At 70.3% G+C, this 12112-nt stretch carries 12 protein-coding genes and 1 pseudogene; 12 read left to right on the plus strand and 1 reads right to left on the minus strand.

The genetic code is table 11. The features are described 5' to 3' along the window. Positions 1-9 precede the first annotated feature (9 nt). From H4N64_RS06000 to H4N64_RS06010, 3 genes are all read left to right on the plus strand, one after another. Positions 10-558: a hypothetical protein gene (locus H4N64_RS06000; protein WP_260859557.1), complete on the plus strand. Its 549-nt coding sequence runs from the start codon at positions 10-12 to the stop codon at positions 556-558. Positions 559-702: 144 nt separating this feature from the next. After that, positions 703-1341, plus strand: coding sequence for an SPDY domain-containing protein (locus tag H4N64_RS06005; protein ID WP_336246647.1), 639 nt, complete (start codon positions 703-705; stop codon positions 1339-1341). Positions 1342-1376: 35 nt separating this feature from the next. Beyond that, positions 1377-3170, plus strand: a complete 1794-nt coding sequence (locus H4N64_RS06010) for a type IV secretory system conjugative DNA transfer family protein (RefSeq protein ID WP_186281029.1) — start codon at positions 1377-1379, stop codon at positions 3168-3170. Here H4N64_RS06010 and H4N64_RS06015 read toward each other — a convergent pair. Continuing rightward, positions 3167-3496, minus strand: a complete 330-nt coding sequence (locus H4N64_RS06015) for a hypothetical protein (protein ID WP_186281030.1) — start codon at positions 3494-3496, stop codon at positions 3167-3169. The two genes, H4N64_RS06010 and H4N64_RS06015, sit on opposite strands and share 4 nt — an antisense overlap. Between H4N64_RS06015 and H4N64_RS06020 the strand changes: the two genes are divergently transcribed. The 9 genes and pseudogenes from H4N64_RS06020 to H4N64_RS44360 form a co-directional block, all read left to right on the plus strand. Further along, a complete protein-coding gene (locus tag H4N64_RS06020) occupies positions 3488-4357 on the plus strand; it encodes an alpha-crystallin domain-containing protein (protein ID WP_260859558.1) in 870 nt (289 codons plus the stop codon). The genes H4N64_RS06015 and H4N64_RS06020 overlap by 9 nt on opposite strands. A 25-nt stretch (positions 4358-4382) precedes the next feature. Beyond that, the gene (locus H4N64_RS06025; protein WP_186281031.1) at positions 4383-5225 is read left to right on the plus strand and encodes a hypothetical protein; all 843 of its coding nucleotides are present in this window, start codon (positions 4383-4385) and stop codon (positions 5223-5225) included. Then, a complete protein-coding gene (locus tag H4N64_RS06030; protein WP_186281032.1) occupies positions 5222-5698 on the plus strand; it encodes a hypothetical protein in 477 nt (158 codons plus the stop codon). Before H4N64_RS06025 ends, H4N64_RS06030 begins: the two co-directional genes overlap by 4 nt. Positions 5699-5865: 167 nt before the next feature. After that, positions 5866-6801, plus strand: a complete 936-nt coding sequence (locus tag H4N64_RS06035) for an alpha/beta fold hydrolase (RefSeq protein WP_186281033.1) — start codon at positions 5866-5868, stop codon at positions 6799-6801. A gap of 23 nt (positions 6802-6824) precedes the next feature. After that, on the plus strand, positions 6825-7697 hold the full coding sequence (locus H4N64_RS06040; protein WP_186281034.1) for an adenine nucleotide alpha hydrolase family protein: 873 nt from the start codon (positions 6825-6827) through the stop codon (positions 7695-7697). Beyond that, a complete protein-coding gene (locus H4N64_RS06045) occupies positions 7697-8974 on the plus strand; it encodes a DNA cytosine methyltransferase (protein WP_186281076.1) in 1278 nt (425 codons plus the stop codon). Before H4N64_RS06040 ends, H4N64_RS06045 begins: the two co-directional genes overlap by 1 nt. After that, positions 8974-10113: a DnaB-like helicase N-terminal domain-containing protein gene (locus tag H4N64_RS06050; RefSeq protein ID WP_186281035.1), complete on the plus strand. Its 1140-nt coding sequence runs from the start codon at positions 8974-8976 to the stop codon at positions 10111-10113. The genes H4N64_RS06045 and H4N64_RS06050 overlap by 1 nt, the downstream gene beginning before the upstream one ends. A 64-nt stretch (positions 10114-10177) precedes the next feature. Then, positions 10178-11548: a DUF317 domain-containing protein gene (locus H4N64_RS06055; RefSeq protein ID WP_186281036.1), complete on the plus strand. Its 1371-nt coding sequence runs from the start codon at positions 10178-10180 to the stop codon at positions 11546-11548. 165 nt (positions 11549-11713) lie between these two features. Next, positions 11714-12112, plus strand: a pseudogene (locus tag H4N64_RS44360) (hypothetical protein); the annotation flags it as partial.

Genomic DNA, 12112 nt, shown 5'->3' on the forward strand with positions numbered 1-12112 from the left:
CACCGCGCGTTGCTCAAACAGCTCGGCCGCTTCCTGCGCGACAGCCAGAAGATCCTCGACTCCTGGGACGCGTACTCCGACGAGCACACCGACCTCGACGGCTGGCCCTACGACGAGGACGCCTACGGCCGGCGCGCGAGCCTGCGCGACGCAGCGACCGCCGAGGCGTTCGAGAGCGTCCGCGACGGCGCGCACTATCTCCTGGCCACCGCCCAGATCCAGCTCACGCACCTGCCTGCCCGTACGGTGCAAAGCCGCTGGGTGTGGCAACTCGGTGTTCTGCACGAAGCGCTAGACCGCCTCGATGCCCTGCACGAGAAGTGGCTGGAGACCCGCGACAGCCTCCCCGCCGACGCCCACCCTGGCACCCCGGTGTTCGATGACGTCCTCGCCGCTCACTACGCCGAAGCGTGGAGCTCCCTCGACGACTGGGCCACCCACGGCCACGCCATCGGCGACATCAACACCGCCGCCCGGCACGCCCCCTCCACCTTGGCCCCGCCGCCGACCACGACCGCGGCCCCCGCAACCGGCCACGCCGGCACCGTGCGCAGGTGACCGTGCCTAATACGCCCGAGACTGTGGAGGTCGACTTCGTCGCCCCGCGTCACCTGGCCGGCGCCGGCGATCCCGCATGGGTCACCGCCCCCCCTGCACCACGCCTGTGGCTGGAGCTACGGCCACGACCCCCTGCAGCCGCGCGTGATCCTCTCCAGCCCCGGCCAGAAGGCCCGCTTGCGTCTGGAGCCCGATCCCGACGGGCAGTGGTGGACCCTGCATCACGCGCCCGAGCGGGACCGGCCGGCCTGGTACGCCAGCTTCGGGGCCCGTACCCCGGTCGAAATCATCGCGGCCCTGACCGACGCCCTGACCGACCCGGCCACAGACGCTGCCGTCGACGTCGACCCCTCCGAACCGCTCACGAAGGCCGACTGGACGCCCCTTCCCGACAAGGACGGGCTCGTCTCGCCCGACGGCAAGGCCTACGTCGAGCACTACGTCAGCGCAACGTCCAACTGCTGGTGGGCCACCACCCTACTCAGTGAGAGCCAGGGACCGGTGTGGCAAGCCCACTTCGGCGAGCACACCCCACCGCACCTGATCACCACGTTCACCCGCGCACTCGCCGACCCCAGCCCCCTCCCACGCACCGGCAACCCACTCAGCATCCCCGGCTACGGCACCAAGCTCATCACCCGCACGTACCGGGAACTGCCTGCCGTCCAGGTCGCCTTGGCCCTGGAGGACCGGGTGCACGCCCTAGCCGCCCGACGTGCCGCCCCGCCGACGGCACCGCCTGCCCCGCGACGTCCTCCGACCAACCCGGGCCACACCCGCTGATCGCCGTCACCGCCTCCCGGAAGCGCTCATTCCCTTTGCCTTCTCCCGCCAACAGCTCCTCCACCGACGGGTACGACGTCGCCTTCCGCCTCCTTCTGGGAGTGCTCGGCGTCGTCGTACCCCTGTCTCACCTCGCCTGGCTCAGCGGCAACATCACCGCCTGGGTCACCGGACACGACTGGGCGCCCTACCAGCCGACCACGGCCCTCCTCCATCCCGACCAGCTCTGGCCGCAGGCCGGAGAAACGTCCCTGTTGATCGGCGCTCGCATCGTCCCGATCACAGCCCTGCTCGCGCTCGGTGCCGTGGCCGGCGTGCTGTTCTCCCGCCACAAGAACCGCGGTGGCGGCCGGAAGAAGAAGATCGCCGGGATGGCGAAGCCGAAGGACATCGAGCCCCTGATGGCCAAAGCGATCACCGCCAAGGCCCGCTCCCTGCGTCCGAGTCTGAAGACCGCCAAGCACATCGATGCGAAGGACACCGGCATCCTCCTCGGCAACCTGCAGGGCACACGGCACGAGGTCCGCATGGGGTACGAGGACGTCGCGGTGGCGATCATGGCGCCGCGCTCCGGCAAGACGACCAGTCTCGCGATCCCGTCCATCCTGGCCGCCCCAGGACCGGTTCTGCTGACCTCCAACAAGGCCGCCGGCGACGCGTATACCGCCACCCTCGACGCCCGCGCCGGAGTGGGCCGGGTCTGGTCGATGGATCCGCAGCACATCGCACACGCCGCACGCCAGATGTGGTGGAACCCCCTCGCCGATGCCAAGACACTGGACGGCGCCGGACGCCTGGCCGGCCACTTCCTCGCCGCGTCCATCGACGCGAGCCAGCAGGGCGACTTCTGGTCCAAGGCCGGATCGAACATCCTGTCCCAGCTCTTCCTCGCTGCCGCGCTCGACGACCGCCCGATCACGGACGTGATGCAGTGGTTGGCGTTCCCCGCTGACCGCACGCCGCTGGACATCCTCCGGGACCACCGCTTCACGGCCGTCGCCGCGCAGCTCAAGGGCACCGTGGAAGGCCCGCCGGAGACCAGGGACGGCATCTATGAGACGGCCCGCCAGTACGCCGCCGCGCTGCTGAACAGCGAGATCGCCGCGTGGGTGACCCCACAGAAAGATCTTCCGGAGTTCCGCCCGTCGGAGTTCGTCACGTCCACCGGCACGCTCTACCTGCTGTCGAAGGACGGCGGAGGGGGAGCGTCAGCGTTGATCGCCGCGTGCGCGGACTCCGTGATGCGGGCGGCGACCGCGCAGGCCGAACGCGCCGGCGGGCGTCTCGACCCGCCGATGCTCGCGATCCTCGACGAGGCCGCCAACGTCTGCAAGATCAGCGATCTCCCCGACCTGTACAGCCACTTGGGCTCGCGCGGCATCATCCCGATCACCATCCTCCAGTCCTACCGACAGGGCCAGAAAGTCTGGGGAGACGCCGGCATGGACGCCATGTGGTCCGCCTCCACCGTCAAGGTCATCGGCTCCGGCATCGACGACCCGGACTTCGCCGACAAGCTGAGTCGGCTGATCGGTGACCACGACGTGGAGACCACCTCCACCTCCCGCTCCGAGTCCGGCACGTCGACCTCCGTGTCGATGCGGCAGGAGCGGATCCTGCCCGCCGACGCGATCCGCGCCCTGCCCAAGGGCACCGCCCTGTGCTTCGCCACCGGCATGCGCGCCGCCATGCTCGACCTGCGCCCCTGGTACCTGGAGCCCGGCGCCGACGAGCTGGCCGCCGCCTCCGCCCGCGCCTCAAAGGCCATCACCGCCCGCGCCGTAGCCAAGGCAGCGCCGAAACAGAGCGACTTCGGGCCCGCGGCCTAGGAGCCCGGTCCTGAGCGTCCTGTTCTTCCGCAACTTCCGCCAGGAGACGGCTCATCGCCCCGTATGAACCCGGCGATCTCGACGATCTGACTGTCCACGCTGCGCTCGACGCGGTCATCGCCGACATCCGCGAACACCGAATCGCTGGCGGCCCCGGTGGGTTCTTCACCGCCCTGCGCCACATCGAGCTGCTCGGCCACCTCGCCATCCGCCTCGCCGGAGACGCCCACCACCACCTCAACGAGGACCAGGAGATCTCCTCCGCCCGGCATCCGGCCGAGACCCTCAGCCAGACCGCAGGACATGTCGGCCGTGCTGTGGCCCACTACACCCTGGCCCTCACCCCGCTCGCCGCACGCGCCAAGCCCGGCGCCCGAGCCTCCCTCGACTGGCAACTCGACGCGATCGACCGCCACAGGGGCCTGCACGTACACCTGAGCCACGCCCACCAGGCCCTGGACGAGGCCCGCGCCTCACTGACCGGCCTCAACCCCGCACCTGAATCCAACGTTCCACTCCACCACCGCCCACCACAGCGGCGCGCACCACCCCGCGCCCGCCTCGCCGCTGACCCGACCACCCGGACTGCCATGGCCATCACCGACCACCACGACGTCTTCATCGGCTCGACCGACGACGGATGGACCTTCGTCATCGTCAACCGCCCTATCCGCAACGCCGCCCGCATGCTGACCGGGGCGGGGTTCACCGCCCGCGAGCACCAGGGCCGCACGCTCTACCTCCTGCCACCCCAGACGGGCGAGGACGCGCACGAACGCGCCGGTGTCGCGGCCTACGGGCTCATGGCCCACACCCTGGACCTCGTCGACCTCGCCTGGACCACGCGCCACCCCAGCGCCAACGGTGCCGAACCCGAGGCGACCATCCGCTTCCGCGACGGCACAGTCACCGCCACCGCCCTCACGGACCGCGCCGGCGATGTCCTCGCCCAGAACGGCTTCACGCCCACCAAGGCATCGCAGGAGTACACACTCCCTGCCGGGATGAGCGAATCCGACGCCGTGAATGCGGTCATCCGCGCAGAGACCCACCTCTACTCCTACGGCGTCGGCGTGCGCGTCGACCTCGGGATCCCGACCCTCCAGGGCATCCCGCCCGCGCCCTCTCGCCCTCCGTCCGCGCCGGCGCTGCCCTCCCCGGACCAGGCCCAGCGGCGCCGCCGCTGACCACCACTTCCCCCGGAACAGCACCATGCAACAGATCGATCTGAACGCCGAGATCGCCCGCCTGCGGCAGCTCGGCAGCGATTTCGAGGACCTGCACAGCGAGATCCGCTCACTCACCCTCACACCCGGCACCGACGCCCGGCAGCAGCTCACGGCGAAGATCGTGGCCACCCACGAGCTGGCCCAAAAGGCCATGGAACGCCTCGGCGCCCTGGACGGCAGCCAGTACACCGCTGTCCCCGGCAGCCGCCCGACCCTGGATGCGCTGGCCTCCGTCGTCTTGGCTGCCAGCATCGCCGCATCCGACCTGGCCTGCGCGCTGGAGGCCAATCCGCTGGAGGGCGCCGCGTTTCCCGGCCCGCCGGTCGATGAAGCGGCCGTGCGCCAGGCACGGCACGCGGAGGCGGTCCCGGCCATGGCGGGGCACCTCGCGGATGCCGCCCACCAGCTCGACTTGGCCCACACCGGCTGCTACTACCTCGCCAGCGGCATCACCCGGGACCTGAAGCAGCACGCCGAACAGAACCAGAGCCAGGCGGCCCCGCCGCCGAAGATCACGGACAGCCAGCACGCCGTCCTCGCCCGGCTGTCCGCAGGCGGCGGCACCCGCTACGTGATCAGCCGATACGGCGTGCTCAAGGCCATCGACAAGGACCGGGCCACCGTGAACGTCACCACCCTCAACGCCCTGGTCAAGCGAGAACTCGTCGCTGTGGACACCACGACGCCTTTGCACCAGGGCCAGCGCCTCCGCGTCACCGCCGAAGGCCACCGTGCCCTCGCCCATCACAAGCCCACCACGGCCCCCACCCGAGCAGCGGTCGTGATGCCTCCAGCAGCGAAGCAGGCAGCGGGACGCACGCGATGACCAGCACCAACCCACCCGGCCCGCCATCTCCTTCCACCGGGCACAGCGACACCCGGCCCCGCGGTCCTGCCGAACCGCCCCTCTCCGCCGCAGAGCTGTCCGGCATCGCACGCCGTATGACGTGGCAGCAGCGCGCCGCCCTGCGGGTTCTCGCCAGGACTCCCAGTCGAGTCCGGCAGCGGAACAACGGCTCACCGTACGTGGACACCCAGACCTCATCGCACATCGCGATCACCACGTGGCACGCCCTGGAACGCAAGGGCCTGGCCTACCGCGATCACACCGCCCACCCCGCGTCCCTCCTCGGCCAGCGCCTGGCCCTGACCGGCAAGGGACTGGCCGTCCTCAACCACCTCGCCCAGGCCACCTTCCCGTCCTCGGTAACCCAGCTCTGGCCACCCACTCCGCCGCGGCATTTCACCGCGCACCCCAGCGCTCAGGACGGCAGTGCACCGAGTACCCGCCGCCGCTGAGCGCCCGGGCCCCGCGAAGCCCGCTTCTCCGTCCCGCCCGTTTCACGTGACCAGCCGCCATGCGGGCCGGACGACTTCCCAAACCAGCGCCGCGTGGACGGCGCACGGCTGTTCCCAATCGCCCTTCCCGGAGTCCCTCTGTGCTCAATCCGCATTCTGCAACGGAGGTGTTGTCGGTCTCCGCCGCTGACGGCACTGCGCTGTCTGTCTACCGTGACACCCCAGCCCGCCCGCGGTCCGACGGCGCGACGATCGTGCTGGTGCACGGCGCGTCGGTCACCGCCGACCTGTGGCGCCTCCACACCCGGCACCTGACCAGCCTGGGCTTCAACGTGCTGCGCTACGACCAGCGCGCTCACGGCCGCACCCCGCGCGGCCAAGCACCGCTGACCATCGCGCAGCTCGCCGACGACCTGCACCACATCCTGCGCGCCCTCGCCCCCACCGGACCGCTGGTGCTTGCCGGCCACTCCCTGGGCGCCCTCATTCTGCAGGAAATCGCCGCCCTGCACTCCCAGCTCCTGCCCCGGATCCGGGGCATGGTGCTGCTGTCGGCCACCGCCCACGGCGCGAGCGTTACACCCGGCCGGAGCCCGCGCGCCCTGCTGCTGGCCGCCGGACGCAGCCTGTTCGCCCTGACCTGCACCCACGCACCCCAGGCCGTGGACCGGTTGCGACGCCTGCTGCCCGACACCAACCGCTACACCCTCACACCCCGCCCCGGCACCGCGCTTGATGGACCGCCGCCGTGCCGCCACGGCGTACGCCACACCCCCACGGCCGATCTCGCCGCGCTCTGGCAGTCCCTGCGCCGCTATCGGGCCCGCCACCTGCTCGCGCTGGAGCAGCTCGGCGGTCGGCTGCTGCTGATGGCCGGCGCGGACGACCAGCACATCCCCGCCGCCCACACCGCACAGCTGGCCGACCGCCTGTCCGGCGCCCGCCTGGAGATCCTGCCCCGCACCACGCATGCCCTGCCCATCCGCCACCCGGCACTCATCAGCGCCCGCATCGCCCAGCTCGCCGCCGGGCCGCACTCTGGCTCTCACCTCCCGAAGGACCCGTCATTTCCGAACTTCCCGCTTTCCGAGCAATTTCACTAGGCGCAGGGATTCAGTCCAGCGCTATGCTCGCTCTGTCAGCCGAAGGCGTTCTCCCGAAGGTCGACTACGCGATTTTCGCCGACACGGGCTGGGAACCCAAGGCTGTCTATGCGCACCTGGACCGCCTGCAACGCGAAATAGCCGAGCCCGCAGGCATACCCGTCCTGCGCGTCTCCTCGGGAAACATTCGCAAGGACGCCCTGGACCCGGACCACCGCTTCGCCTCCATGCCGCTCTACGTCCTCAATAAGGACGGCAGGCCCGGTATGACCAGGCGCCAATGTACCGGGGAATACAAAATAAAGCCGATCAAGAAGAAGGTCCGGGAACTCCTCGGCTACCCCTATCCGGCACGCATTCCCAAGGGCCTGTTCGTCGAGCAGTGGGTCGGCATTTCCACCGATGAATTCCATCGGGCCAAAGACTCCGATGTCAAGTACATGCGCAACCGGCACCCGCTCATCGACATGGGCTGGTCGCGCTCCGACTGCGTGCGCTACCTGACGTCGCTCGGACTGGCTGACACGCCGAAGTCGAGCTGCCTCGGGTGCCCGTTCCACGGAAACGCCCAATGGCGACACATCCGCGACAACTCCCCTGAGGAATGGGAGGACGTGGTGGAGTTCGACGCGGCCATCCGCAAGGGGAACGCCCGCGCCAACGCCACCGGCAACAGGCTGCTCGGGGAGGCGTTTCTCCACCGCTCCCGCGTCCCGCTCAGCGAAGCCCCGATCGACCACGTCACCGCCGCCGAATGGGCGGCGATGCAGCAGGAACTCACCGACACCGGACCGGACCTGGAGGAACTGGAGCAGGGCGTCATCGACGGCTGTTCCCCGTGGGCCTGCCGCGGTGAAGTCGAGCCGGTGCAGGACGACTTCGGACTGGCCTCTTGATCACCCTGGACCTGTTTGCGGGACCGGGTGGATGGAGCCACGCGCTGAACGTCCTCGGCGTACGGGACGTGGGCCTGGAATGGGACGAGTGGGCCTGCAAGACCCGTACGGCAGCAGGGCAGTTGACGATTCGCACGGACGTGGCCATGTATCCCGTCTGGCCGTTCCTCGGACGGACCGTCGGGCTCATCGCGAGCCCTCCGTGTCAGGCGTGGTCGATGGCCGGCAAACGCCTCGGCCTGGTGGACCAACCGCTGGTGCACCAGGCCGTCGCGGATCTCGCCGCCGGCCGCGACACCCGAGCCAAGCTGCTCGCCTCCTGCCAGGACGAGCGCAGCCTGCTGGCCGCCGAGCCCATGCGCTACCTAAACGCCCTCAACACGGTGGGCCAGCCGGAGTGGGTCGCCATGGAGGAGGTCCCCGACGTGCTGCCGCTGTGGCGCCAGTACGCGGCCATCCTCCGCCGCTGGGGATTCTCCGTATGGACCGGCATCCTCAACGCCGCCGACTACGGCGTACCCCAGACGCGAAAGCGCGCCATCCTGCTCGCCTCCCGCGTCCGTACGGCCGAACCACCCACGCCCACCCACGCCCAAGTCGCCGAGCCCGAGTCGCTGTTCGGGCCGGGCCGCGCCCGCTGGGTGTCCATGGCCGAAGCCCTCGGCTGGGGCGCCACCGACCGCCCCGTCCCCACGGTGTGTGCCGGCGGTGGACCAGGAGGCGGCCCCGAGCCCTTCCCCTCCGGCTCGCGCAAGACCCTCTCCGACGCCCGCGACCGGGGCACCTGGGCACCCCGCGCCGACGGGATCGTCCTGCAGTCCCGCCGGGAAGGAGCAGGCTGGGCCGCCCGGCACGGAGTCCGCGACAACCGGCTGGCCGACGCCCCCGCTCCGACCTTCACCGCGGAGGCGCACCGCTGGTCCTGGTCGCTGCGCAGCAACAACCAGGCCAACGCCACTGTCAGATCGATCGAGGAGCCGGCCGGGACGCTGTTCTTCGGGCACCGCGCGAACGAGTGCACCTGGATCGCCGAGCCTGTCGGCACCCCGCCGGAGAACGAGACGGAGGCCACGCCGCCCGCGCCGGAGCCGATCCGGATCACCGCACGCGAAGCCGGCCTCCTCCAGACCTTCCCCACCGACTACCCGTGGCAAGGAAACAAGGGCCAGCAGTTCTCCCAGATCGGCAACGCCGTGCCCCCGCTGCTCGCCGGCCACCTCCTCGCCCCGCACCTGCGCGTACCCCTCAACCCCGACGACTTCACCCTGGCTGCCTGATGCCCCGCACCCCCGCCCCTGACGAACCCGAGGACGACCTCGACGACCTGCCCGACACGCATCCGCCCCAGCCCGTGTACTACGCCGAGCAGGCCCTCCTCGGCGCCCTCCTCCTCGAACCCCACCGCCTCACTGACATCGCCGGGATCGAGCCCGCCTCGTTCTCTACCTACGCGCACGGCGCCCTGTTCGCCGCAATCCGCGCCCTGCCGGCCCCCGACCCGAACCACCACGCCAAGGACACCACCTGGCTGAACGCAGTACTCACCGCCGCCCGCGAGCACGCCCGCGGGCTGACCGCCTCCTACCTGCACACGCTCATCCAGATCTGCCCGTTGCCCCGGCACGCGTCCGCGTACGCCCGGATGGTCGAGACCGAGCATGCCCGCGGTACCCTGCGCGACCACGCCGAGCGCCTCGCGCATACCGCGACGGACGGCACGCTCCCGCACCCGGTGCCCACTACCCTCGCCGAAGCCGACGCCCTCGCCCGCGCCGTGGACGACATTGCCGCCAGGTTCCCGTCGCACTCCGGCTCCCTGCCCCGCACCCCCGCACCCCCGTCGGCGACCAACTCCGACAACGATGAGGAAGCGGTCGAGGAGGAGCGGCTGCTGCTCGCGACCGCGACGGCGCACCCTGCTGACGTCGAGCAGATGCGGTGGCTGACCGCCGACGATTTCGCCCACCCTCTGCACGCCGGGCTGTGGCAGTGCCTGACCGCTCTGGCCCGGCGCCGTGCCCCCGTTGACCCGGTCACCGTCCTGTGGGAGGCCCAGCAGCGCGGTCTCCTCGCATCTGGGGCCGAACCGGCAGAGCTGCTCGACCTCCTCGGCGCACCGGCCGGTTCCGCTGAGTACTGGGGCGAGCGGATCCTCCAGCGCTCCGTCCTCGCGACCGCGCGTCACGTGGGCCTGCGCATCGAGGCGTTCACCGATGACCCGGCGATGACGCCGTACCAGCTCATCCTCGGCAGCCGCCGCGCGCTCGCCGAACTGTCCGCCGCACGCGCCCGCTGGCACCACGCCACCTCACCCGCACCCACGACCACGCTCGCTCCCGCGCCCACCAGGGCCGCCGTGCCGCCCCGGGCCGGCCCGCCACGAACGACGGCGCCACCCGCCCGTATCTCCCGCTGACCCCGAACCCGCTGGTGGCTGGCCCTTCAACAATCCGGCCACCGGCAGAAGCGAGCACCCCTTCGTGACAACCTCCTCCGCCGAGACGCACGTCCGCCTCGACACGCACCCCACCCACACCAGCGCCGTAACCGCCACAATCACCGGCCCCCAACGAGAGCCGGCCCGCGCTGCGCTGATCGCCCGCGGGTTCGAGGGTCTCGACGACGAAATCCTGGTCATGGCCCGCATCGACCACGAGGAGCCCTACTGGGCCGAGAAGGCCGTACAGGCCCTGGCCGCAGACGGCTTCATCACCGAGATCACCCCCCGGCTCCGTGAAGCGATCGATGAGGAGTGGACCTGGGCCAACCACTCGATGCCCTGGTACACCCGAGCGGAAATCCGAGAGATCTCCAACGAAGCCCAGAAGATCCACGACGACATCCGCCACGGCCGGCTCATCATCCACGCCCACGCCCACGACAACGGCACCACCGTCGCCGTCGCCACCTACCGCGACAACGGCAAGAGCGTCTACCTCCACGGCGAGAACCACCTGCGACAGATCGCCGACACCTTCGACTCGCCCGCCCAGGCCCTCACCGCCTTCGAACGCCTCCACCACGACACCATGCGCCCCGGCCCCGCGCCCATGACCGACACCGAACGCGCCGCCGCCGAAGCCCACACCACGCTCGACACACCGACCACAACAGCCGAACCGCCCGCCCAGAAACCGGAGATCGTGCCGGCCTATGCCGCCGATGCCGGCGACCACGACGTCCTCCTCGACCAGTTCCTCGCCGCACACGGCGACTGGGAAAAGTGGCGCACCTGGACCGACGACACCAGCCACGCGATCCACGAATCACAGACTCTGCGCATCGAACGCGTCCACGAAACCGATCCGCGTGAGGCCGCCTGGACCGTGGCCGCATACGAGACACCCGTCTCCGACCGGATGTGGCACCTCACCGCGACCGGCACCACCCCCGCCCCCGTGCTCCAGGCCCTGCTGCACCACCTCGCCGAAGGCGACGCATGGGACACCGCCATCGGCAGCCCCGTCGACGAGAAGACCGTCACCGCCGCCACCAAACCCCTCACCGACGCCGGATGGAAGCACACCGTCGACGGACGCTGGATCCGCTGGACAACCCCGTCCGGGGACGTCGGTATCCAGTTCGACGCCTTCGCCGCCCAGACGCCGCACAGCATGCTCGCCACCTGGACCATCTGGGCCGGCCCCAGCATCGACCACCCCAACTGGACCGTCACGGCATCCCGCTACACCCCCAGCGTGCTGCTGGCCGACCTCGCCGAGAACCTCGCCCACGGCACCGGGCATCGGACGTACACCCCCGTGGAGGTGAAGCACCCCGCGCACCTCACCACCGCCCCCACAGGACCGCCCCACAGAGTAACAACAGCGCAGTCGAGCCGATCCCGCTGAGGGAGTTTGACCCGTGCCCAGCCCTCGGTCATTGCGCACAGTTGGCCGGGCATCGGTCATCGAAAACCGACGGGCAGGGGATCGGGCTTCGGGAGCGAGACTATGGTGAGACCGGTGGCGGCGCGACGGCGTCACCGCAGAATGATGGGAGGCAGGAGTTGACAGGTGGCAAACGCTGACCGGCTGCCGTTGCCGCTCAGACCGGACGCGCGGCTTTGGATGACCGTCTCGCCGCAGCGGAGGGTTCTCGGTGTTGTGCACAACATCACGTCAGCCACCCGGCTCCTGGACCTTCTTGCGGTCTTCGACGGCGACGATCGGATTCAGGTTGTCTTCTCCTGCACAGATTCCTCCGCCTTGGACGGAGGCGTATCCGATTTCTTGCTCCGCCGGGGAATGCTGACGATTCCTTGGCAGGTCGCCGTCGCGGAGAATTTCGACCTCGCTCTCGCTACAAATCGAGGCGGAGACTTGCACAAGCTTCGTTTTCCGCTGATTGGCGCACCCCATGGGGCAGGATATAATAAATACTTGAGCCGGGAGCCGGGAGCCGGGAGCCGGGAG

The sequence above is a fragment of the Streptomyces cupreus genome (assembly GCF_014257025.1).
GTDB lineage: Bacteria > Actinomycetota > Actinomycetes > Streptomycetales > Streptomycetaceae > Streptomyces > Streptomyces cupreus.

Excerpts from the sequence above, each read along its gene's own strand:
- H4N64_RS06030 (WP_186281032.1), top strand. The coding sequence starts at position 5,222 with ATGACCAGCACCAACCCACCCGGCCCGCCATCTCCTTCCACCGGGCAC.
- H4N64_RS06040 (WP_186281034.1), top strand. The coding sequence starts at position 6,825 with ATGCTCGCTCTGTCAGCCGAAGGCGTTCTCCCGAAGGTCGACTACGCG.
- H4N64_RS06050 (WP_186281035.1), top strand. The coding sequence starts at position 8,974 with ATGCCCCGCACCCCCGCCCCTGACGAACCCGAGGACGACCTCGACGAC.
- H4N64_RS06025 (WP_186281031.1), top strand. The coding sequence starts at position 4,383 with ATGCAACAGATCGATCTGAACGCCGAGATCGCCCGCCTGCGGCAGCTC.